The sequence below is a fragment of the Bradyrhizobium yuanmingense genome (genome assembly GCF_029167105.1).
Lineage (GTDB): Bacteria > Pseudomonadota > Alphaproteobacteria > Rhizobiales > Xanthobacteraceae > Bradyrhizobium > Bradyrhizobium yuanmingense_A.
The window spans coordinates 66,575-88,697 of the sequence record NZ_JARFML010000004.1 but is presented as its reverse complement, the minus strand read 5'-3'; the positions used below and the strand labels follow the sequence as shown (position 1 = coordinate 88,697).

The 22,123-nt window shown below is 64.7% G+C and carries 22 protein-coding genes; 14 read left to right on the top strand and 8 right to left on the bottom strand.

Going from position 1 to position 22,123, the window contains the following annotated elements:
* Positions 1-154 precede the first annotated feature (154 nt).
* Both P0R31_RS06915 and P0R31_RS06910 read right to left on the bottom strand, forming a co-directional pair.
* On the bottom strand, positions 155-1,039 hold the full coding sequence (locus tag P0R31_RS06915; protein ID WP_275513411.1) for an SDR family NAD(P)-dependent oxidoreductase: 885 nt from the start codon (positions 1,037-1,039) through the stop codon (positions 155-157).
* A gap of 404 nt (positions 1,040-1,443) precedes the next feature.
* The gene (locus P0R31_RS06910) at positions 1,444-1,713 is read right to left on the bottom strand and encodes a hypothetical protein (protein WP_275513620.1); all 270 of its coding nucleotides are present in this window, start codon (positions 1,711-1,713) and stop codon (positions 1,444-1,446) included.
* On the opposite strand from P0R31_RS06910, the gene fdhD reads away from it, so the two are divergent.
* Both fdhD and P0R31_RS06900 read left to right on the top strand, forming a co-directional pair.
* Positions 1,616-2,452, top strand: coding sequence for a formate dehydrogenase accessory sulfurtransferase FdhD (fdhD, locus tag P0R31_RS06905; RefSeq protein ID WP_275513410.1), 837 nt, complete (start codon positions 1,616-1,618; stop codon positions 2,450-2,452). The two genes, P0R31_RS06910 and fdhD, sit on opposite strands and share 98 nt — an antisense overlap.
* A gap of 166 nt (positions 2,453-2,618) precedes the next feature.
* Positions 2,619-2,786 carry a hypothetical protein gene (locus tag P0R31_RS06900; protein WP_275513409.1) on the top strand — a complete coding sequence of 56 codons (168 nt, stop codon included), beginning with the start codon at positions 2,619-2,621 and terminating at the stop codon, positions 2,784-2,786.
* An 82-nt stretch (positions 2,787-2,868) separates the two neighbouring features.
* On the opposite strand, the gene P0R31_RS06895 is transcribed toward P0R31_RS06900, so the two are convergent.
* Positions 2,869-4,116, bottom strand: a complete 1,248-nt coding sequence (locus tag P0R31_RS06895) for an oxalate decarboxylase family bicupin (protein ID WP_275513408.1) — start codon at positions 4,114-4,116, stop codon at positions 2,869-2,871.
* Between the two features lie 246 nt (positions 4,117-4,362).
* On the opposite strand from P0R31_RS06895, the gene P0R31_RS06890 reads away from it, so the two are divergent.
* The gene (locus P0R31_RS06890) at positions 4,363-6,660 is read left to right on the top strand and encodes an FdhF/YdeP family oxidoreductase (protein WP_275513407.1); all 2,298 of its coding nucleotides are present in this window, start codon (positions 4,363-4,365) and stop codon (positions 6,658-6,660) included.
* A 16-nt stretch (positions 6,661-6,676) separates the two neighbouring features.
* On the opposite strand, the gene P0R31_RS06885 is transcribed toward P0R31_RS06890, so the two are convergent.
* On the bottom strand, positions 6,677-7,744 hold the full coding sequence (locus P0R31_RS06885) for a PAS domain-containing sensor histidine kinase (protein WP_275513613.1): 1,068 nt from the start codon (positions 7,742-7,744) through the stop codon (positions 6,677-6,679).
* A gap of 21 nt (positions 7,745-7,765) precedes the next feature.
* On the opposite strand from P0R31_RS06885, the gene P0R31_RS06880 reads away from it, so the two are divergent.
* Complete coding sequence (locus P0R31_RS06880) at positions 7,766-8,026, top strand: hypothetical protein (protein WP_275513619.1); 261 nt, start codon at positions 7,766-7,768, stop codon at positions 8,024-8,026.
* A 286-nt stretch (positions 8,027-8,312) separates the two neighbouring features.
* Here the strand turns inward: P0R31_RS06880 and P0R31_RS06875 are convergent, their stop codons facing one another.
* The 4 genes from P0R31_RS06875 to P0R31_RS06860 form a co-directional block, all read right to left on the bottom strand.
* Positions 8,313-11,456 carry an efflux RND transporter permease subunit gene (locus tag P0R31_RS06875; RefSeq protein ID WP_275513406.1) on the bottom strand — a complete coding sequence of 1,048 codons (3,144 nt, stop codon included), beginning with the start codon at positions 11,454-11,456 and terminating at the stop codon, positions 8,313-8,315.
* Positions 11,453-12,625, bottom strand: a complete 1,173-nt coding sequence (locus P0R31_RS06870; RefSeq protein WP_275513405.1) for an efflux RND transporter periplasmic adaptor subunit — start codon at positions 12,623-12,625, stop codon at positions 11,453-11,455. Before P0R31_RS06870 ends, P0R31_RS06875 begins: the two co-directional genes overlap by 4 nt.
* Before the next feature lie 20 nt (positions 12,626-12,645).
* Entirely contained in the window at positions 12,646-13,119 is a 474-nt protein-coding gene (locus P0R31_RS06865; RefSeq protein ID WP_275513404.1) for a hypothetical protein, read from the bottom strand.
* A 201-nt stretch (positions 13,120-13,320) separates the two neighbouring features.
* Complete coding sequence (locus P0R31_RS06860; RefSeq protein WP_275513403.1) at positions 13,321-13,779, bottom strand: hypothetical protein; 459 nt, start codon at positions 13,777-13,779, stop codon at positions 13,321-13,323.
* A gap of 140 nt (positions 13,780-13,919) precedes the next feature.
* On the opposite strand from P0R31_RS06860, the gene P0R31_RS06855 reads away from it, so the two are divergent.
* The 10 genes from P0R31_RS06855 to P0R31_RS06810 all read left to right on the top strand — a co-directional run bounded on the left by P0R31_RS06855 (position 13,920) and on the right by P0R31_RS06810 (position 22,040).
* Positions 13,920-14,705 carry an alpha/beta hydrolase gene (locus P0R31_RS06855; RefSeq protein WP_275513402.1) on the top strand — a complete coding sequence of 262 codons (786 nt, stop codon included), beginning with the start codon at positions 13,920-13,922 and terminating at the stop codon, positions 14,703-14,705.
* Between the two features lie 95 nt (positions 14,706-14,800).
* Positions 14,801-15,001 carry a hypothetical protein gene (locus tag P0R31_RS06850; protein WP_275513401.1) on the top strand — a complete coding sequence of 67 codons (201 nt, stop codon included), beginning with the start codon at positions 14,801-14,803 and terminating at the stop codon, positions 14,999-15,001.
* Positions 14,998-16,644: a malonate decarboxylase subunit alpha gene (gene mdcA, locus P0R31_RS06845; protein WP_275513400.1), complete on the top strand. Its 1,647-nt coding sequence runs from the start codon at positions 14,998-15,000 to the stop codon at positions 16,642-16,644. Before P0R31_RS06850 ends, mdcA begins: the two co-directional genes overlap by 4 nt.
* A 9-nt stretch (positions 16,645-16,653) precedes the next feature.
* The gene (gene mdcC / locus P0R31_RS06840) at positions 16,654-16,971 is read left to right on the top strand and encodes a malonate decarboxylase acyl carrier protein (protein WP_275513399.1); all 318 of its coding nucleotides are present in this window, start codon (positions 16,654-16,656) and stop codon (positions 16,969-16,971) included.
* On the top strand, positions 16,968-17,906 hold the full coding sequence (locus P0R31_RS06835) for a biotin-independent malonate decarboxylase subunit beta (protein ID WP_275513398.1): 939 nt from the start codon (positions 16,968-16,970) through the stop codon (positions 17,904-17,906). Before mdcC ends, P0R31_RS06835 begins: the two co-directional genes overlap by 4 nt.
* Positions 17,893-18,615, top strand: coding sequence for a biotin-independent malonate decarboxylase subunit gamma (mdcE, locus tag P0R31_RS06830; protein ID WP_275513397.1), 723 nt, complete (start codon positions 17,893-17,895; stop codon positions 18,613-18,615). Before P0R31_RS06835 ends, mdcE begins: the two co-directional genes overlap by 14 nt.
* Positions 18,590-19,270 (top strand): malonate decarboxylase holo-[acyl-carrier-protein] synthase, encoded by a 681-nt coding sequence (gene mdcG / locus P0R31_RS06825; RefSeq protein WP_275513396.1) that lies wholly within the window; start codon positions 18,590-18,592, stop codon positions 19,268-19,270. The genes mdcE and mdcG overlap by 26 nt, the downstream gene beginning before the upstream one ends.
* A complete protein-coding gene (gene mdcB / locus P0R31_RS06820) occupies positions 19,267-20,148 on the top strand; it encodes a triphosphoribosyl-dephospho-CoA synthase MdcB (protein WP_275513395.1) in 882 nt (293 codons plus the stop codon). The genes mdcG and mdcB overlap by 4 nt, the downstream gene beginning before the upstream one ends.
* On the top strand, positions 20,145-21,095 hold the full coding sequence (locus tag P0R31_RS06815) for an AEC family transporter (protein WP_275513394.1): 951 nt from the start codon (positions 20,145-20,147) through the stop codon (positions 21,093-21,095). The genes mdcB and P0R31_RS06815 overlap by 4 nt, the downstream gene beginning before the upstream one ends.
* A 9-nt stretch (positions 21,096-21,104) precedes the next feature.
* Positions 21,105-22,040, top strand: a complete 936-nt coding sequence (locus P0R31_RS06810; protein ID WP_275513393.1) for an acyltransferase domain-containing protein — start codon at positions 21,105-21,107, stop codon at positions 22,038-22,040.
* The last annotated feature ends 83 nt before the right edge of the window (positions 22,041-22,123 follow it).

The window sequence follows — 22,123 nt, the reverse complement described above, 5'->3', positions numbered from 1 at the left end:
CATTTGGGAGATATCAACCCGGCGCACGTCGCGTCACGTTCTATGACTTGGAAGCACACCAAAGACGCGTGAACGTAGCGACCGCAAAAAGGTAACATCCGGCGGTTGCAGGGTAAAGGGTGGGCCTATCACTTTCGTCTGGGGAGAGAGCGTCCTATCCGATGAGCGCGGGCTGAAGGATGTCTACCAGTCCGATCCGGCGGAGCAGTTCCGCGCGGACGCTTTCGGCGACGGCACCGACGGCTGCGGCGCCGTCGTGATCCGGACCGAAATTGATCCGCAGTGGCCGCTGTCCGAACGGCATGGCGACGACATCGGCTATTGCATTGGCAACGTCTTGCGACGTTCGATTCTGCGCCGCAAGCTGCGCGAGTCCCGAGAGCGCGATTTCGCTCAAATCGGCGGTTGGGCCGTCGGCGTATTCCTCGGCTCGAACAGTGTCTTGCGGCCGGCCGGAGCGAATGTAGTGGCCGGGCCCGAGCGCGCTGGGGACGACGATGGTCGTCTCGATACCCCAGCGCGCGAGCTCGCCGGCATAACTGAGTGCGAGCGCGTCCAGCGCCGCCTTCGAGGAGGCATACGCGCCCAGGAAAGGAACCGAGCCGCCACGCGCGCTGCTTGACGAGACCCATATCAGCAGGCCCTGACCCTGCTTGCGCAATTGTGGCAATGCGGATCGGTTAAGCCGTTGCGCGTTCAGCACGTTGGTATCGTAGAGCTCGGCGAGCTGCTCCGGCGTAAAAGCTTCCGCAGGTCCGTAGACGACCTGCCGGGCATTGTGCACGACCACATCGAGGCGGTTGTTCTCGGCAACGATGGTGTCGATGGCCTCGCTCACGGAAGCTTCCGAGGAAACGTCAAACTCCAAACTGCGGAGATCCACGTCGCCTTCAGTTCCAGCCTCCCCAACACCGTGCTCGTCATGAGCATCCGCTTCCCGCATCGAAACGTAGACTTTGTGGCCGGCCTGGGCCAGCTTCCGGCAGGTGTTCCGTCCGATGCTGTTTGCAGCTCCTGTGACGATAATCACTTTGCTCATTCGATACCCAATCGCATTCCGGCTTTCGCAGAAGCGCCCGCTATCGCAACACGTTCATCGTGCCCCGATTGATCGCTGGCCTCGCGTGAACAGCCCCGCAATAGGGTTAGCTGCAAGACGAGTCTTTCGCGCCCGGCGAGCGTTTCTCAAATCGCACGAACGATTTCGAAATTGCCCGAACTGCCGACGAGCTTGCCACCGCCGCGCTGTTCCACGCATTGGCGCGACGTGATGGCGTCTTCGCGACGATGGCGCTCCTGTCGCGTCGGAACAAGGGGACGCCGGCGGAACGAACTCTTCGCGGAAAGGCGCATCGTGCGGATGAGACAATGCCGCGGCATCCTCGAAAGATAACCCTGGGCTGGTCTCTGTACGCTTGCTCCCATCTATGACCGGCGGGCCGGTCATACGTACAAGGGGCGGGCGATGATGATGGATATGTCGAACACGAAGGCGTCGCTCGGAGCGATGCTGGTCGTCGGTCTGATCTTCCTGGGGTGGGGTTTCATTGCGTTCGGGCTCGCGCTCAGAAGCCGGGCTTCCCGGCATTCGGCCGAGCCGGCGACAGTGTGAGCCATGATAACGGGCTCGACATTCTCGCGGCATCGTGAGATCGCCTGGCGTGCCGGCCGCACGACGTCGACATCGCGATTGGTCGCCGAGGAGAGCGCCATCGCGCTCACCTACAACGGATCGACCAACGCCGTGATGATGGGGACGCCGGCTGAGCTCGAGGATTTCGGTGTCGGCTTCAGCCTCACCGAGGCCATCATCGATAGCGCGAGCGAGATCAGGAGCATCGAGCTGATCTCCAACAAGTTCGGCATGGAAGTGCGGATGTGGCTCGATGGCGATCGCGCGGCAACCCTGGCCGCCCGCCGCCGCGCAATCAGCGGCCCGATCGGCTGCGGGCTGTGCGGTATCGAAAGCCTGGAACAGGCGCGTCGCACGCCGTCGCGAGTTGAGGGGCGCGGCATTGCCTTTCCGGCACGGGACCTGCTGGGCGCCATGCAAGCCTTGTCGCCGCTCCAGACGTTGAATCAGCAGACGCGGTCCGTTCACGCGGCGGCGTTCTGGCGTCCCCGTAGCGGCATCACGCTGGTCAGGGAGGATGTCGGGCGGCACAACGCGCTCGATAAGCTCGCCGGTGCCATCGTCCGCGAGGGCAGCTCGGCCCGCGATGGCGCCGTGCTGCTGACCAGTCGCGTCTCCGTGGAAATGGTGCAAAAGGCGGCGATGATCGGCGCGCCGGTCGTCGTCGCCGTTTCAGCACCGACCGCGCTCGCCATCCAGACCGCGGACGAGGCGGGTATCACGCTGCTCGCTGTCGCCCGCGACGACGGATATGGTGTCTTCACGCATCCGCGCCGCGTTCTGCTGCCTGAAGAGGCAGCGTCGCGCACCGGCTGCTGACGCCTTGGATCTCTGGCCATGACGACGCAAGCCGAATCTCCGGAGGCTTTGGTCGGGGCCGCGGGCCCAGGTCTTCGCTCCGGAACGATCGCTGCTGGTTGCCTCTCTGCTGAGCATGTCGGGAGGTTTCCTCGCCCTGACATCGCGCGGTTGGTGAGCCCAGGACTTGAGCACCGTGATGGGGATAAATGCCGAGGTGGACGCTCCCAAGCGACGCGCCGAGAAGGACGCCCGGCGAATGCTCGTCGGCGTCGACGAACTCGAAGACACCGCCCGCTCCGGCCACAGTTGGAAACCGACCAGTGATTCGACTGCGGCGCCGAATCACTCCTGACTGCGACGGGCTCGAGTCGCAAGCAGAAGGAAAGGCGCCGGTTTCGGCGCCTTTCTCATTCGGGACCGTATATTGTCCTTGTTCAGGACCTGGGCATGACGCCAGGGCTGTTGTCCGGCCATTGTCCGACCAGCTTCTCGTCGATGTTGAAGTGCTGGGCGACCAGCTTGGGCGGTGTGTGCGCCAGCCAGTTGGACAGTGAGACCTCCTCGTAGCGCGGTGCGCGGAACACGCCGACGAACTGTAGCTCGGTGTCGCCGATATTCTCGACATAATGGCCCAAATTGCGCCGGACATAGCCGATGTCGCCGGCCGAGAAATCCGTCGTCAGCGCGTTGGGGCCGGTGTCGAATACCGTCATCCGCGCCTTGCCCTTGATGTAGTACTGCCACTCGTCCGCGTTCGGGTGCCAGTGCATCTCCCGGACCGCGCCTGGCGGCATCGTCACCAGCGCGGCAGCGACGGTGGTGGCGACCTTGAAATTGCTGCTGTCGGCAACGCGGATGCTGCCGGCGGAGCTTTCCTTCACCGGGGTCGAGCTCCCGAGCGAATGGATGAAGGGATAGGGCGGCGCCTCCGCACGCTTGGAGATCGCGGCGCGATCGGCGGCGAGATCGCCGGGCACCGTCCCCTGGAAGATCCAGAGATTGTGCAGCGGGATATTTGCGAAGGCCTCGGCCGGTACGCCGAAGTTCTTCGCCAGCACCTCGGGCGGCGTATGGGCGAGCCAATCCGTGACCAGCAGCGTGTTGAACTCATTGGCGTGGCCGTCGTCAAAGCAGATCACGAACTCGCAGCCGTCCGGCCCCAGGCCTTGGAGCGAATGCGGCGCGCCCGGCGGGAAGTACCAGAGATCGCCGGCCTTGAGGTCGCCGACATAGGGGCGCCCTTGTGTGTCGAGGACGGTGATGCGGCAGCTGCCATAGGTCATGATCGCCCATTCGGCGGCCTGGTGCCAATGCAGCTCGCGGATGCCGCCGGCAGACAAACGCATGTTGACGCCGGAGATTTCCTTGGAGATGGCGAAATCCTCGACCGTGACCTGACGCGCCCAGCCCCCGTTCTGGATGCGTCGCGGCGCATTGTTGAACGAGGCCCAATCCATCGGCTGGCCGCCGACATCGGTCGCGGGCGGAGTTTGTGCGGAGGGGAACTGCCTGGCCAGGTCGGGATTCTGCGGACCGGGGTCGGTCAGGCTTCCTGGACTCTTGGCGTTGATGGCGCCTTGCGGCGGCTCATCGGGATTGCCGAAGGTTGCGGCCTGCGCACCTGAGCCGACCATGGCGGCGCCTGCAGCAGACATGGCCAGCAGATCACGTCTTGAAAACATCTTGGCTCGCTCCTGAAAATTGTCGGAAGCCCTCCGTTCCGACGGGCTCTTCTGCCAAGCCTAGTTTCCGGGCGCCGTTTCAGCTTCCGGGATCGGCGCTGTTTTTGCCGGAATGCACTGGCTGCTGCGGCAGGCGGGCCGAGTTCGAACGTGTGCGATTGCGAAATTCGGCTTCCTTTCGGGAAGACGGCTTCCCTTGCGCGATCCTTAGCTAGCCGCAGAATTGCCAGAACGAGAGACATCGAAATGACCACGAAATCGGTCCGTCCCTACCGTGAACCCGCCGGCGGTTGGGGGGCGCTCAAGGCGCTCAGCGAGGCGCTGCTGGTGCAGCGGGTGCCGCTGAAGGGGGCTGCGACGCTCCGGCGGATGAACCAGCCGGAGGGCTTCGATTGTCCCGGCTGCGCCTGGCCTGATCCGAAGCACACCTCGTCGTTCGAATTCTGCGAGAATGGCGGCAAGGCGATCGCCTGGGAGGCGACCTCGAAGCGCTGCACGCCCGAATTCTTTGCCGAGCATACCGTTACCGAGCTCACGGGCTGGAGCGACTATGATCTCGAAATGGTCGGTCGGCTCACGCATCCGATGGCCTACGATGCCGCATCCGACCGCTATCTCCCGGTGGAGTGGAGCGACGCGTTCGATATGATTGGCCGCGAGCTCAAGGCCCTGCCGGATCCGAACATGGCGGAGTTCTACACGTCCGGCCGGACCTCGAACGAGGCAGCTTTCCTCTATCAGCTCTTCGTGCGTGAATACGGCACCAACAATTTCCCCGACTGCTCGAACATGTGCCACGAGGCGACCAGCGTCGGCTTGCCGCACTCCCTCGGCGTCGGCAAGGGCACCGTGCTGCTGGAGGATTTCGACAAGGCCGATTGCATCTTCATCTTCGGCCAGAATCCCGGCACCAACAGCCCGCGGATGATGACCAGCCTACGCAATGCCGCGCGCCGCGGCGCCTCCATCATCTCCTTCAACCCGTTCCGCGAGCGGGCGCTGGAGCGTTTCCAGGCGCCGCAGAGCCCGGTCGAGATGATCACGCTGTCGGCGACGACCATCAGCTCGAAACTCTTCCAGGTGCGGGTTGGCGGCGACGTCGCCGTTCTCAAGGGGATTATGAAGATTCTGGTCGAGGCGGACGAGGCGACCCGCGCCGCCGAGCAGCCGGAGATCCTCGACTGGGATTTCATTCGCGGTCACACCGTTGGCGTCGAAGCGCTGATCGACGATCTCAAGCGTACGCAATGGCCCGACATCGAGCGCCAGTCCGGCCTGACGCGCGAGGACATGGAATATGCGGCTGGCGCCTATATGAAGGCGGAGCGCGCCATCCTCGTTTATGGCATGGGCATCACCCAGCACCGGCGCGGCGCGAACAACGTCCAGCAGATCGCCAACCTCGCGCTGTTGCGCGGCAATGTCGGGCGCGAGGGCGCCGGCGTCTGCCCGGTTCGCGGCCATTCCAACGTGCAGGGCGATCGCACCGTGGGGATCACGGAGATTCCCAAGGCAGACTTCCTCGAGCGCCTGGAGCAGCGCTTCGGCTTCAAGCCGCCGGCCGCATCGGGGCACAATGTGGTTACCGCGTTGGAAGCCATGATCCGCGGCGAGGTGAAGGCCTTCTTCGCGATGGGCGGCAATTTCGCCGCTGCCATTCCGGACTGGCAGGCGACCCGGGCGGCGCTCGGCAGGCTCGATCTCACCGTCCACGTCTCGACCAAGCTCAACCGCAGCCATTTGATCCATGGTCGCGCCGCCCTGATCCTGCCGTGCCTCGGGCGCACCGAGATCGACGTTCAGGAAACAGGACCGCAGTCGGTCACGGTGGAGGATTCGATGTCGATGGTGCATGCGTCCGGCGGCCGCAACAAGCCGGCGTCGGAGCATCTCCTCAGCGAGGTCGCGATCATCGCCGGTGTCGCCAAGGCGACGCTGGGCGAGCGTACGGTGGTCGACTGGGACGGCTTCGTTGCCGATTACGACCGCATTCGCGATGCGATCGAGGCGGTGTTCCCGATCTTCCAGGGCTACAATGCCCGCATCCGCGTGCCCGGCGGCTTTCATCTGACCTCGACGGCGCGCGAACGCATCTGGGCGACGCCGTCGGGCAAGGCCAGCTTCCTGGTCTTCCCGGGTTGCGGCGAGGACCCTCCGCAGAGCGATGGTGACTTTCTGTGGCTCGCCACCATACGCAGCCACGACCAGTACAACACCACGCTCTACTCGATGTCGGATCGGTACCGCGGCGTGTTCGGCCAGCGCGACGTGGTGTTTCTCAACGAATACGAGCTGAAGAAGCGGGGCTTGGCCGATGGCGATCGCGTCGATCTCATAACTGCCTCCACCGACGGCGCCGAGCGGATCGTGCGCAACTTCCGCGTCGTTGCCTATTCCTTCCCGACCGGCTGCTGTGCGGCGTACTATCCGGAAACCAATCCGCTGGTCCCACTCTATGCCCGCGACCCTCTCAGCTTCACGCCGTCATACAAGGGGGTACCGATCCGCCTGGTGCGTTCGGCCGGCCTGAAGCCGCAGGCCTAACTTCGAAAAGCTGCAGTCAGGCCTCCGGACGGGGATCGGACCGCGGCGAGACCGCCATTGCGGAAATCGGCATAGTGAACCAGAAACGCGCGCCGCCATTGGTGGTGCTGGCCTCCGCGCCGATCCGGCCTCCATGTGCTTCGATGATCGACCGGCAGATGGGCAGCCCCATGCCCATGCCGCTCTCCTTGGTCGTGAAGAAGCTTTCGAAGAGCCGGCCGACATGTTCGTCGGCGATGCCGGGACCGTTGTCCTCCACCGAGCAGCACAACGTGGCAGCGTCCTGCGTGGCCGTGCTGATGACGATCCTGCGATCGTCATGTCCGGCTTGCGACATCGCCTGCACCGCGTTGATGGCGAGATTGACGATCACCTGCTGCAGTTGAGTGCGGTCACCGAGCACCTGCGGCACGGCCGGATCGGGACGGTGCAGGATGGTTACGCTGCGAGATTCCAATTCGTGCCGCAGGAACAGAAGCGCTTCGCGAATGATCTCGTCAAACGAGAGTAATTCCTGCTCGGGGGCTTTCCGGGAGGCCATGCGGTGCACGCGCGCCACGATGTTCGCGGCGCGCTGGGTGTCCACGACGATGTTTTCGATGGTTTTGCGAATTTCGACGATGTCGGGAGTCGGCCTGTTCAGCCAACGCAGCCCCGCGGCGCCGTTGGTGGCGATCGCGGCAAGGGGCTGGTTGATCTCGTGGGCGATCGAGGCGGTGAGCTCGCCGAGCATCGAGACCCGCGCGTCATGTGCGAACTCGGCCTGCACTTGCTGGAGCTTCTGCTGCGCGCGAACACGCTGTGAAATATCGATGGTGCCGACCAGGCTGATTTCGAGATCGTTGATGGGGCCGACGCGGGCCGTCGTGAAGAGAACGTCGACGACGCGGCCATCCCACGTGACCATCTTGGTCTCTTCTTCGAAATTCGTCTCGCCGCGATAGCGGGATTCCATGGCTCGACGGAACGTATCGGGCCGCTCTTTCCAGCTCTCGGCCATGGAACGTCCGACATAGCTCTGGACGCCTCCGCCGAACATCTGGATGGCCCGTTCATTGGCCTCCTGAAACGAGAGCGCATCCATGCAGGTTCGCAGAAACTCGGGATGACTGTCGAAATAGGGGCCGAGATCCTTCACCCCCTCGGCGCGCAGTTTTCGAAACAGCGCGACCAGCTTGCTGGCGTCGAGCTGCCGGAATGCGATCGGCATGCGGCTGAACAGATGGCGGTAGCGCAGCTCGCTCCGTTCCAGCTCGGCATGGGCCTTCTTCAGGGCCGTGATATCCATGATCGCGCCGACGAGCGTCAGCGAAGCGGCCAGAAAAGCGGCGAAAGCGATCGCCGTGAAATTATCTCCAAGCAGTGAACAGGCGAAGGACAGGAGGGTCAAAACAAGGCTACCCCAAGCCCAGAGCAGAATCCGATCCTGTATTGTCTGGATCGGCAGCAAACGGCGCCACCATCGCTGGGGCTGTACGGGATTAGAGCCATCCAGGCGTTCGAGCGTCATACGGACTGTGTACCGCGCCGTCGACGGGAGGTCTTTTGCGTTTTCGCAGGGGCCTTGTCAAAACGCACGAAACCACGATCAGGCTGGCTGCCTGCTGTGCGAGGCCATCTCAGTGGCGGGTTGCGTGATCCCGAAGCGTCGCTCAAGCGGATTCATGGCTCAGTTCGGTATCCGCCTTTGTCGCGGATGGGAGGGATGCCGCGGCCGCCCGCGGCTTACGCCCGGTCAGCCAGTCGCCGAGCCGGTCGAGATAGAGATAGACGACGGGGGTCGTGTAGAGCGTCAGGAGCTGCGACAGCATCAGGCCGCCGACGATCGTGTAGCCGAGCGGCTGCCGCAGCTCCGCGCCGGTACCCGAGCCGATCATCAGCGGCACGCCTCCGAATAGCGCCGCCATCGTAGTCATCAGGATCGGGCGGAAGCGCAACGTGCAGGCCTGGTAGATTGCCTCTTCCGGGCCGAGCCCGTGCTGGCGCTCCACCTCGAGGGCGAAGTCGACCAGCATGATGCCATTCTTCTTCACAATGCCGATCAGGAGGATGATGCCGATGATGGCGATGACGCTGAGATCCATATGGACCGCGAGCAGCAGCAATAGCGCGCCGATGCCCGCAGAAGGCAGCGTCGACAGGATCGTGATGGGGTGGATCAGGCTCTCGTAGAGCACGCCGAGGATGATGTAGATCACGATCAGCGCCGCCCCGATCAACAGCGGTGTGCCTCGCAGGGAAGACTGGAAAGCCTGGGCGTTACCCTGGAACGAGGTCGACAGCGAGGCGGGTTTGCCGGTCTCCTTCTCGATCCTCTGGATCGCCGTCACCGCATCACCCAGCGCGACGCCGGGCTTCAGGTTGAACGAGATCGTCACGGACGGAAATAGGCTCTGGTGATTGATCAGGATCGGCGCAGGCTTGATCACGCTGTGAACCAGCGTGCTGAGCGGGACTTGCTGGCCGGAGGCCGAATTCAGGTAGATGTCCTTGAGCGCTTCGGGCCCGTACTGGAAGCGCGGATCGACCTCCATCACGACGTGATACTGGTTCAGTGAGGTGAAGATGGTGGAGACGATGCGCTGGCCGAAGGCGTCGTCGAGCGCATTGTCGATCGTCGTGGGCAGGATACCGAAGCTCGAGGCGACCTCGCGATTGACGGTGACCTCCAGCCGCGGACCGGCATTGGCCTGGTCGCTTGCGACGTCGCTGATGACGTCGAGCGCGCGGAGCTTGTCCAGGAAAATCGCCGACCAGTGGGTGAGCTCGCTGGAATCGGCGTCCGTCAGCGTGTACTGATACTGGGTCTTCGACAGGCGGGCGCCTATGGTGATGTCCTGGGCGGCCTGCATGTAGAGCCGGATGCCCTGGATGTGGGCGAGCCTGGGCCCCAGCCGTTCGATGATCTGGTCGGCGCTCGCCTTGCGCTCCGGCTTCGGCTTCAGCACGATGAAGATGCGCCCCTGGTTCAGCGTTGCCGTCGGCCCTCCCGGACCTATATAGCTCGCCACCGACTGGATCGCCGGGTCCTTCGACAGGATGTCGACGATCGCCTGCTGGCGTTCGGACATGGCCGGGAAGGAGATGTCCTGGGCGGCCTCGGTGATGCCGACGATCTGACCGGTGTCCTGCTGCGGGAAAAATCCCTTTGGGATGATCATGTAGAGGTAGCCGGTCAGCGCGATGGTCGAGAGCATCACCAGCAGCGTCGCGAAGCGATGGCGCAGAACGACGCGAAGGCCCCGCGCGTAGAGCGCGAGCATGGCATCGAAGCCACGCTCGAAGACGAGGTAGAGCTTGCCGTGCTTCCTCCGTGAATCGTCCTTCAGGAGGCGGGCGCACATCATCGGCGTCAGGGTGAGCGAGATGACCAGCGACAGCAGCAGCGAGGCCGTGATCGTGACGGCGAATTCCTGGAACAGCTTGCCGACATAGCCGCCCATCAGGAACAGCGGAATGAAGACCGCGATCAGCGACAGGGTGATGGAGACAATCGTGAAGCCGATTTCGGCGGAGCCCTTGAGCGCGGCCTCCATCGGCGTCATGCCCTGTTCGAGATGGCGCACGATATTCTCGATGACGACGACGGCATCGTCGACCACGAAACCCACCGCGATCGAGAGCGCCATCAGCGAGAGGTTGTCCAGGCTGTAGCCGAGCACATAGAGGACCGCGAAGGTGCCGACCAGCGCCAGGGGGACCGTGATCGCCGGGATGATCGTGGCCCAGAAATTCCGCAGGAACAGGAAGATGACCATCACCACCAGGGCGACAGTCAGCATCAGTGTGAATTGAACGTCGGAGACAGCGGCGCGGATGGTCGCTGTGCGATCGGCGGCGATCGTCACCTTGATCGCCGGCGGAACGGAAGCCTGGAGCTGCGGCAACAGCTGCTTGACGCGATCGACCGTCTCGATGACGTTGGCGCCGGGGACGCGCTGGATGGCGAGGATGATGGCCGGCTCCTTGCCGTACCAGCCGGCCAGGAGATCGTTCTCGGGTCCCTCGATCGCGTTGCCGATGTCGCGTATCCGCACCGGCGAGCCGTTGCGATAGGCGATGATGAGGTCTTCGTAGGTCGAGGGTTTCAGCAGCTGATCGTTGGTGTTCAGCGTATAGGTCACGCGTGGGCTGTTGAGCGTGCCCTTCGGCAGATCGACATTGGCGCCCGCGATGACGTTGCGGACGTCTTCGAGGCCGATGCTGCGGGCGGCAAGCGCCTGCGGATTGACGCGGATGCGGATCGCGGGCTTCTGCTGGCCGCCGATGCCGACGAGGCCGACGCCGGGGACCTGCGAAATTTTCGGCAGCAGGATGTTTTCCGCATAGGCGTCGACCGTTGTCAGCGGCAGCGAGGCCGATGTCAGCGCGATCAGCATGATCGGCGTCTCGGCCGGGTTCACCTTCCTGATTGTCGGCGGGTAGGGGATATTCGGCGGTAGGAAGGGGCTGGCGGCGTTGATCGCGGCGAGCACGTCCACCGCCGCGCTATCCACCGTGCGCGACAGCTCGAATTGCACGGTGAGCTGGGCGACGCCGAGCGCACTGGACGAGGTGAGCTGTGTGATGCCGGGGATCTGGCTGAGCTGCTGCTCGAGCGGGGTCGCGAGCGACGACGCGATAGTGCCTGGATCGGCGCCGGGCAGTTGCGCCGAGATCTGGATGGTCGGGTAATTGACGTTCGGCAGCGCGCCGACCGGCAGCAGCGGATAGGCCGCAAGGCCGCACAGCAGCAGGCCGGTCATCAGTAAGGCGGTCGCGATCGGCCGCAAGATGAAGGGCGCGGAGAGGTTCATGGGATCGCATCCTGCACGGCGCTCTGCAGGTCGGCTTCCTGCGCCGCCTTGCCGTGCAGTTCGCGAACGCGGCTGCCTTCCGTCAGCCGATACTGACCGTCGACCACGACGACGTCGCCCGGCTTCAGGCCCTGATCGATCAGGGCCTGTCCGTCGCTGATCTGCGCGACGTGAACGGGGCGCAGCGCCGCGGTCTGTTCGGGAGAGACGACGTAGACGTAGCTACCGTTCGGCCCCTGCTGTATGGCCGATCCGGCGACGGTGAGCGCGTTCTTCTGAACCTCAAGCAGCAGGCGCGCGTTCACCAGCTGGCCCGGCCACAGCCGGTGCTCATGGTTCGGAAACACCGCCTTGAGCTGGACCGTGCCGGTTGTTCCCGCGATCTCGTTGTTGACCAGCAGTAGCGTGCCCTCGTCGAGCTTCATCTTGTTATCCTGGCTGTAGGCGATGACCTTCAGCTCGCCCTTTGCGGCGTGCTGCTGGATAACGGGCAGGTCCGTCTGCGGCAGGGTGAAAAGCAGCGAAATCGGCTCGATCTGCGTCACGACGACGAGACCGTTCGGGTCGGTCGGGTGAATCACGTTGCCGACGTCGATCTGGCGGACGCCGGTGATACCGGGAATTGCCGACGTGAGGCGCGTATAGCTGAGCTGGACATTGGCCTCGTCGATCTGGGCCTGGTCCGCCTTCACGGCGGCCTTGAGCTGCGCGACCTGCGCGGACTGCGTTTCGATCAGTTGCGGGGTCGCATAGCCCTTGTCGCCGAGTTGATTGTAGCGGGACAGATTTGCCTCGGCATTGGCGAGCTGCGCCTGATCCCTGTCGCGATTGGCCGTCAGCTGCTCGATCTGGGCCTCGTAGGGCCGTGGATCGATCTGGGCGAGCAGGTCCCCGGTCTTCACCGTCTGTCCCTCGGTGAAAGCGATCTTGATGATCTGCCCTTGAATCTGGCTGCGTACGACGTCGGTGTTGTAGGCGATCACCGTCCCGATACCGCGGAGATAGATCGGGACGTCCTTGCCGGTGACGGTGGCAGCGACCACTGGCACGACGGCTGCCACCGGCGCAGCCGCCACGGCGGGTTTCCGGTCGCTGCCGAAGAACGACAGGCCTCCGCCGATCAGGAGCCCGGCGACAGCAACGAGTGCAATGATAAGGTTCCGTTTCACGGAGGTCGTCCTTGTTGATCTCAGGGATTGCCGGAGCCGTCGATTGGAGCCGTGCCGACCGTGGAGTTGGGTCCGGGCACCGGTACGGACGGACTTATTCCAGCGCCGCCTATCTCGGTGGAGCCCAGCGGAATTCCGACGCGGCCAACGGTCGATGTCGAGGGCAGGGGCGAGGCCACTACGGCGCCGCCCGGGCAATTGGTCGACTGGGCGCCGGACAGCCCGCCGCCATCGAACAACGCTCCCGTCGATGCGGTACTGCTCGATCCGACGCAGCCCGTAGTGCTCTGCATGGGATTGATCGGAGAGATGCCGGGCGTCGCGATCTCGGTCGATCCCAGCGGAATGCCCACGGGCCGCGTGGATTGCGGGTTGAGCGGTGACGTCGCGAGCATACCGGCAGGTGGTTGCATGCCAGGCACTGTCGTCTGAGCGATGGCACCGCCCGCGACCAGCCACAGCATGCCGCTCGCAAGCATCGCACCGAGATTCATCAAAAAGGTTCGGCGCGATCCCGACCCGCGTTTGGCCCCATTGTTCGATGAGTGCTGTTTATGCATGGAGAAGGCTCCACCTGATTGCATCGACATTAGAGAGCTGCGCTCGGACGGGTATTTCCAGAACGCACGTCCTGATCCCGGCTGCACGACCGCGTTGCGCGCATCGCCTTGCCTTCGACCCTTGAACGGCATCTGCTATCTCAGGACGGCCCGCGCGCGTGCGATCTCCCGGCTGCAGGCCTCGATGTCGCCGCTGCGATCGGCGGCGCGGGCGCGGTCGAGTGAATCGAGCGCGCCCATGAAGCCGATGCCGTTGTCGCCCTCGGCTTTTGCGAGCGAGCGGGGCGTGGGCTGATGGCTGCGCAGCGCGCTGAGGCTCTCCGGCTTCCAACCATGGGAGTCCGCGTCCTTCTCGATGGCAAGATCCAGCTGCACCTGGGTGTGCGCGATGTCATCCGCGCAGGTTCCGGCATGCGCAGGTACTGTCGCGCACAACAGGATGAAGAAGGCCATCCGGCACTTTGCGATGGATGTCATTGTTTGATCCCATGCTTGGATTTCAACCGACGTCAGAAGCGTTGTCGTGAATGACAGGTCGCGCATCGAATGTCTTCCACGTATGAACGCCGGGCGTTCACGCTTGCGGGAGATCATGTCAGGGATTTCAGTGTGCATGACGCGGTCCTCCGCTTAAGATGCCCGGCGTGCGAAGTGGCAATGACAGTTGCTTGCTGAAATACGCAGGCGAGCGGCGAAACTAGTGTCGTGTCATTCCAACCCGGAGTGATCCCGACATGAAACACCTCATCGCTGGCTTCGCCTTCGCCACCGCCCTCTCCCTGTTCGCAACCGCCGCTCCCGCACGCGCAGAGCCCTTGAAGAACATCGTCCTGGTGCACGGTGCCTGGGTCGATGCGTCGGGCTGGAAGCCCGTCTACGAGATCCTGACCAAGGAAGGCTTCCGCGTGACGATGGTGCAGGAGCCCGAGACGTCGTTCGCCGCCGACGTCACGGCGGCGAAGCGCATTCTCGATCTTCAGGACGGCCCGACGCTCCTCGTCGGTCACAGCTATGGCGGTTCGATCATCACCGAGGCCGGTGTTCACCCAAACGTCGCCGGTCTCGTCTACGTCGCCGCGCATGCGCCCGACGTCGGCGAGGACGAATCGACGCTGGGCAAGAAGACGCCGAGCGTGCTCGGCAAGACCGAAGGCGTCATCAAGGTCACGCCCGACAAGTTCACCTATCTCGATCCGGTGCAATTCCCGAAGCTGTTCGCGCCGGATCTGCCGCGCGAGCGCGCCGAGTTCGTCGCGCGCTCCCAGGTTCCTGCCGCGGCGCAGGTGTTCAGCACGCCGCTGACGGCGGCTGCGTGGAAGACCAAGCCGAGCTGGGGCATCGTTGCCGGCGGCGACCAGATCATCAATCCGGATCTCGAGCGCTGGTACTACGAGCGTGCCAAGAGCCAGACCACCGTGATCCCGGGCGCCAGCCACTCGGTCTACGAGTCGCATCCGAAGGAAGTGGCGGCCATCATCGCTCGCGCTGCGCGCAGCATCCAGCAGCTCGCCACGCGCTGAAGCCCTTTGCCGGTCCTGACGCACGGCCGGCAGAAGGAAGGCCGGCGGGAGCGACAGCATTCCCGCCGGTCCGACTGCCCGTCCCGGAGAATATCATGAATGCGATCGAGAATAGCAGCGGCGTCCTGAACTGGAGCGTCATCGGCGTGGGACGGACCGATACGGCCCAATCCAGCCTACGCGTCCCGGCTCTCGACCTGATCGTTGCGGGCGACACCGCCTATGACGGCATCCATCCTTGTCTCGTTGATACCAATGTCGAGACCCGGCCGGCCGCCAGGGAGCGGAGATCATGACGGGTTGGCAGAACAACCGCGCCGCGCGCGATGAGCGCATCGCGGCTGGGGCCGGATTTGGCCATGGCAAAGTCGTGCAGGCCCGCGATGCCACGCGCCTGCTGGAAGCCGTGATCCGGCCGGGCGACCGGGTTTGCCTCGAGGGTGACAACCAGAAGCAGGCGGATCTGCTCAGCCGTGCGTTGCTGGCGGTCGATATCTCCAGGGTCAATGATCTCCACATGGTTCAGTCCGGCGTCGTTCTGTCCGAGCATCTCGACCTGTTCGACCGCGGTGTCGCCAAGCGTCTCGACTATGCCTATTCCGGGCCGCAATCGGCCCGCATCGCCCGCATGCTGTTCGGCGGCAAGATCGAGCTCGGCGCAGTCCACACCTATCTCGAACTGTTCGCCCGCTACTTCATCGATCTCACCCCGCACGTGGCGCTGGTCGCCGCCGTCAGCGCCGACCGCGAAGGCAATCTCTACACCGGCCCCAACACCGAGGACACGCCGACCGTGGTGGAGGCGACCGCGTTCAAGGACGGCGTCGTGATCGCCCAGGTCAACGAGATCGTGGAGACGGTGCCGCGGGTCGACATCCCGGCCGACCGTGTTCACTTCATCGTCAAGGCCGACCAGCCCTTCTTCGTTGAGCCGCTGTTCACGCGTGATCCCGCCGCGATCACCGAAGGACAGGTCCTGACCGCGATGCTCGCGATCAAGGGCATCTATGCGCCCTATGGCGTGCAGCGGCTCAATCATGGCATCGGCTTCAGCACGGCCGCCATCGAGCTTCTGCTGCCGACCTTCGGCGAGCGGCTCGGGCTGAAGGGAAGGATCGCAACTCACTTCGCGCTGAATCCGCATCCCGCGCTCATTCCCGCGATCGAGTCCGGCTGGGTGCGGCAGATCCACTCGTTCGGGTCGGAGGTCGGCATGGATGACTACATCCGCGCCCGGTCCGACGTCTATTTCACCGGGCCTGACGGTTCGCTCCGTTCCAACCGCGCCTTCTGCCAGGCTGCAGGTCTGTATGCCTGCGACATGTTCATCGGCTCCACCTTGCAGATCGACCTGCAGGGGAATTCGTCGACCGTCACGACGTCCCGCATCGCCGGCTTCGGCGGCGCCCCGAACATGGGGGCCGATGCCCGCGGGCGGCGTCATCCCAGCGTGCCCTGGCTGAAGGCCGGAGCGGAGGCCGACCCTGATGGTGCGGCACTGCTGCGCCGCGGTCGCAAGCTGGTCGTGCAGATCGGCGAGACGTTCGGGGACAAGAACGTGCCGCTGTTCGTCGAGAACCTCGATGCGATGGAGCTCGCTGAGAAGCTGAACCTCGAGCTCGCGCCGATCATGATCTATGGCGACGACGTCACGCACATCGTCACCGAGGAGGGCGTCGCCAACCTGCTGCTGTGCCGTACCGCGCAGGAGCGCGAGCAGGCCATCCGCGGCGTCGCGGGCTACACCGAGGTCGGCCGTCGGCGCGACCACGGCATGGTCGAGAGACTGCGCGAGCGTGGGGTGATCCGCCGCCCGGAGGATCTCGGCATCAATGTGCTCGATGCGGATCGCAGCCTGCTGGCGGCGCGCTCGATCAAGGATCTCGTGCGCTGGTCGGGCGGGCTCTACGCGCCGCCGTCGAAATTCAGGAACTGGTGAGGATTGGCGATGGAAGATCTCAGCTTTCGACATCATGTTCGCGCGCCGGCCGGCGGCGCCAGGAAGAGCGCGATCGTGGGCGTGGTCGCCTCGGGCAATCTGGAGGTGCTGGTGGAGCGCGTCCTGCCGGATGCGGAATGTGCCCTCGAGATCAAGACCGCGGCGGTCGGCTTCGGTGACGTGTGGCGTGCGGTGATCGGCGATTTCGTCGAGCGCTATTCGCCCGGCGGGCTGAGATTTTCGATCAACGACGGTGGCGCGCGTCCCGATACGGTCTCGCTGCGGCTGGCGCAGGCGGTGCGTTTGATCGCGGAGCACGGCCAATGACCGCGCCGCTCAGGGATATGACCCCGGCCGAACGGGCGCGGAGCACCAGCTTCTACGAGGCGTCGGCGCGCACGCGGCTGGAACTGCTGCTCGATGCCGGCAGCCTCATTGAGTTCATTGGACCGGAGCAGCGTGAGGTCAGCCCGCACCTGAGGATATTCGATCTTCCCGAGCAGTTCGACGACGGCATCATTGTCGGTCACGGACGCCTCGATGGCTCACCGGCATTTGTCGCTGCGCAGGAGGGCCGCTTCATGGGCGGCGCCTTCGGCGAGGTGCACGGCGCCAAGCTGACGGGACTGCTCCGCGCGGCGCGCGAGATCGGCACGATCCCCGTCCTGATCCTGTTCGACACCGGTGGCGTGCGGCTGCAGGAAGCCAATGCCGGCGAGCTTGCCATTGCCGAGATCATGCGCGCTGTGATGGAAGCGCGCGCCGCGGGCGTGAAAGTCATCGGCCTGGTCGGCGGCAGATCCGGATGCTATGGCGGCGGCGGCTTGATCGCGGGCTGCTGCTCCGCGCTCGCGGTTTCGGAGTTCGGGCGCATCGCGGTGTCGGGTCCCGAAGTCATCGAGACCAATCGCGGCGTCGAGGAGTTCGATTCCCGCGATCGCGCTTTGGTCTGGCGTACGATGGGCGGCAAGCACCGCCGCCTGCTCGGCGCGGCCGACCTCTTTGCCGACGACAGTGTACAGGATTTCCGCGAAGCCGCGTTGGAGCTGATCGGTCTGGTTGGCCCCTTTGGCCTCGACGGTCTGAAGGCAGAGCAGGAGCGGCTTGCCGACCGGCTGCGCCGCTTTGGTGCCTGCCTGGATGCCGTCGAAATCTGGACGATATCAGGCATCGCGCATGCCGAAACGATCCCGGAGCTGCCAACCGATCAGTTCATTGCGCTCGCCGACAGGATCGGGAGGACCAGCCGTGACGCCAGATAACATCCTGACTGCGCTCTTTCCCGACGGACATCAGGTCAGGAACGACAAGGGAGTCCTTCTCGGCTCCGCGACGCGGCGATCCGGCACATGCATGCTCGTCCTCGGGGTCGCGGACCGGACGGCGGTGGGCGTCGACGAGGCGATCCGATTGTCCGGCCATGTGCTCGGGTCGATCGACCGGGACGACGGCCCGATCCTGGTGCTGGTCGACAGCGACAGCCAGCGCATGAGCAAGCGCGACGAGCTGCTCGGGCTGAACGAATTCCTTGCGCACCTGGCGAAGGTCCTGATCTATGCGGACATGAACGGCCGCCCGACCATCGGCCTGATCTACGGTCACTCGGCCGCCGGTGCGCTGCTTGCGACGGGCCTTGCAACCCGCGTGCTGGTCGGACTTCCGGGCGCGGACCCCGCGGTGATGGATCTGCCGTCGATGGCGAAGGTCACCAAGCTGTCGATGGAAGCGCTGGAGCAGAAGGCGAATTCGACACCGGTTTTCGCCCCAGGCCTGTCCAATCTCGCGCAGATGGGCGCGGTTCAAATGACATGGAACTATGCCGCGCCACTGGCGGATCAGCTGGAGGCTTTGCTGGCGGACATGCCGGCCGTGCAGGACCTACGGGATATGCTCGGCAAGGAACGTGGTGGCCGGCTCAAGGCCGCCGAGATCGGGGAGCGTGTTCGTGACCTGGCTCTGCAAGCACGGTGAGCGTCCACCCGGTCGTCATGACCTCGTCTTCGTCAGCCCGGCGGGTTGGCGCGCGATGCTGGATGAGCGGGGGGATCTCGCGATCGATTGCCTTCTCGCACGCTGGCCTAAAATGAGATGGCCGACGGTCAGGCGGCGCGCTTTGGCATGCGAGGAAAGCGGCCTCGCGTTGGGGCTGCCCTTGCCACCGTCGGCCGGCAAGAAGCGGATCTCTCTTCTGGTTGATATCGAGCATGTCACTTACGTCGCGAGGCCGCCAGTGCTGCGGCAGGTGCGAGCCTACGCGCCGCGCAATTGGTGGCCGACGCTCGACCGGCTCGGCGCGCTTGCGATTCGGCATGCGGTGGACGGGCGCGTGTTCGGCAGCCTGGCCTGGCAGTCGCTGACCGGGCTCGACTACGTGACCGCCCGTTCCGACCTCGATGTCCTGTTCGAGTTTCGACGCGAAACCGACATCGATCGCTTCGTCGCCGACCTCGCCGCGATCGAGGCTGACGCGCCGATGCGTCTCGATGGCGAACTGATGAATGCGGACGGCGCCGCGGTCAACTGGCGCGAGTTTCATGGCGGCGCGAGCGAGCTCCTGGTCAAGAGCGTCGAGCGCGTGGTCCTGCTCGGCAGGGATCAATTTGTTTCGGGGGCGATGGCATCATGATCACCATGGGCGCTAGAGGCGTGGTACGGCCCATCCTGCGCCGTGCATTAATTGTGCCCGATGTGTCCGCCATCGGTGCCGTCGCCGCCGACTGCCTCGTCAAGGAGCTCGAAACCTGGCCGAAGCCGGGGCTGGTGAGCCACGTCGACAATGGCAGTCACGATGACATGGATGCGGGCACGTTCCGTCTAAGTGCGGCGGCGATCAGTCCTCATCTGCAACGCCTCGCCGATGCGGGCGCGGTCGGCTGCGGCATGGGGCGCCTGCGGATCATCGGCCTTGAGGCGGAACGCGCGATGTTCGCCGCGACTGCAGGCGTCAACACGCATCGCGGCGCGATCTTCGGGCTTGGCCTGCTGTGCGCGGCGGCCGGCGCGAAAGCCGGCGGCTTAGTCGATCCGGCGCTTTCGCTCGGCGATACGGTGGCACGTCTGTGGAGCGATAGCATCCTCGATGGTCCGGTGTTGCTGCACAGCCATGGCAGCGTCGCGCGCCGCCGCTTTCGTGCCGGCGGTGCGCGCATTGAGGCCGCGACGGGTTTTCCCAGCGTCTACCGGATCGGTCTGCCGGCCCTGCGAAGAGCCAGGTCTGTCGCGCTGGAGGATAGGGAAGCCGCCCGGATCGAGGCGTGCTTTGCGCTGATCGCATCGGTTGAAGACACCAACCTCCTGCATCGCGGCGGGCTCGACGGCCTTCGCTTCGCCCATGAGGAGGCGCGGCGCTTCATCGCTTGCGGCGGCGTTTCTGCGCCCGGCTGGCGTGCGCGGGCGCAAACGATCCACGAGAGCTTCGTCACCCGTCGTCTCAGCCCGGGTGGATCGGCCGATCTGTTGGCGATGACGCTCTTCGTCGACGCCCATGAGGCGTTGAGCCCATGACGTCGAACGTCATATTGATGGCGCTGGTGCCGGTCTTCTTCGTCCTGCTGCTCGGGTTCGTCGCAGGCAAGGCCCGCATCGTCGACAATGGTCACGTGGAGGGCCTCAACGCGCTGGTGATGGATTTCGCCCTGCCGGCCTCGCTGTTCGCGGCGACCGCATCGGCTCCGCGCGACCGGATCACCGATCAGGTTCCAGTCTTCCTCGTGTTCGGCGTGACGATGCTGATCATCTACATTGCCTGGTACTGGTTCGAACGCACATTCTTTGCGGTGACAAGGTCCGATGCCGCGGTGCAGGCCCTGACGGTCGCGTTCCCAAATCTTGCCGGTGTCGGTCTGCCGATCCTGTCGGCCGTGCTGGGGCCGGCCGGGGTCGTCCCTGTCGCGGTCGCGCTGGCGACCGGATCGGTCCTCGTCAGCACGCTGACCCTGGTGATCGCCGAGATCAGCGCCAGCAAGGCCCGTGGCACCGATGCGCCGGCATCACCGGTCCCGACGGCCATCGGGCGCGCGTTCGCCAAGCCGGTCGTATGGGCGCCTGCGCTCGGGATCGTGCTCTCGTTGTCCGACGTGAATCTCGATCCACTTGTCCATGCCTGTCTCGTCCTGATCGGGAATGCGGCTGCGGGCGTTGCGCTGTTCCTGACCGGTCTCGTGCTGTCGGCCCAGTCGCTGCGGATCGATTGGCGGGTTGTTGCGGCGACGGGAGCTGCGGACATCCTGCGTCCCTTGTTCGCAATCGCAATCGCATATGGCTTTCATCTCGGTCCTGATGCCGCCAAGACGGCGATTCTGCTTGCGGCATTGCCGTCGGGTTTCTTCGGCATTCTGTTTGCGGTCAACTACCGATTGGATTCCGCGACCGTGGGATCAATGGTCATCGCCAGCACGGGATTCAGTGTCGCGACCCTGGCGATTGCGATCGCAACGCTCTTTCCTCACTAGGCGGTGACCATGACGCTGGCGATCCTCTGTTCGGGGCAAGGCAGTCAGCACCCGAACATGTTCGACCTGACGGGCGATGCGCCTGAGGCCGCGCGTCTGTTTGGACATGCGGCGGCATTGCTCGGCAGGGATCCGCGCGAATTCGTCCACGCCGAAGGTGCTGAGGCTCTGCATCGCAATCGCGCTGGCCAGATTCTCTGCACCTTGCAGCCGCTCGCGGCGGTGGCCGCGCTCGCAGATGCCGTTTCACGGGGCGTCATCATTGCCGGTTACAGTGTCGGCGAACTCGCGGCCTGGGGTGTCGGCGGCTTGTTCGATGCGACCGCCACGCTCGATCTGGTGGCGCGCCGCGCCGAGGCCATGGATGCGGCCACGAGCGCCGACGACGGGTTGATCTTCGTCCGCGGTCTTTCGCGAGAGGAGCTCGATCGCCTCTGCGATCGCCATGGCGCAGCGATCGCCATCGTCAATCCGGGCGATGGGTTTGTCATTGGGGGTGGTCGCGCGGCGCTGAACGGAGTTGCCAGCGAAGCGCGGGCGATGCACGCCGCAAGGGTAGGCGTCCTGCCGGTCGAGGTCGCCTCCCATACGAGGCGACTAGCAGAAGCATCGTCGGTCTTTCGTGAGGCCTTGCGCCAGACGCCGGTGACATTCCCGCCGCGGGCCGGTGTGCGCATTCTGAGCGGCATTGATGCCGCTCCGGTGCTCGCGGCCGAGAGCGGCCTCGACAAGCTTGCGGCGCAGATCTCGCACACGGTGCAATGGGCCGATTGCCTGCAAGCCTGCGTCGAAGCGGGCGCGACGGGCTTTCTCGAACTCGGTCCGGGTCATGCGCTGAGCAGAATGGCGGCCGAAATCGCGCCCACGCTTCCGGCGCGCGCGTTGGATGATTTCAGGAGTCTTCAGGGCGTCCGCGCCTGGCTTGCGCGTTATCTGAACGCCTAGCTAAGGCTGCGCCGGCGGAAAAAGGGGGCCGTCCTTTGGGGAGGACGGCCCCGAAATGCTCGTATGCCCAGGGAGGAGGGAGG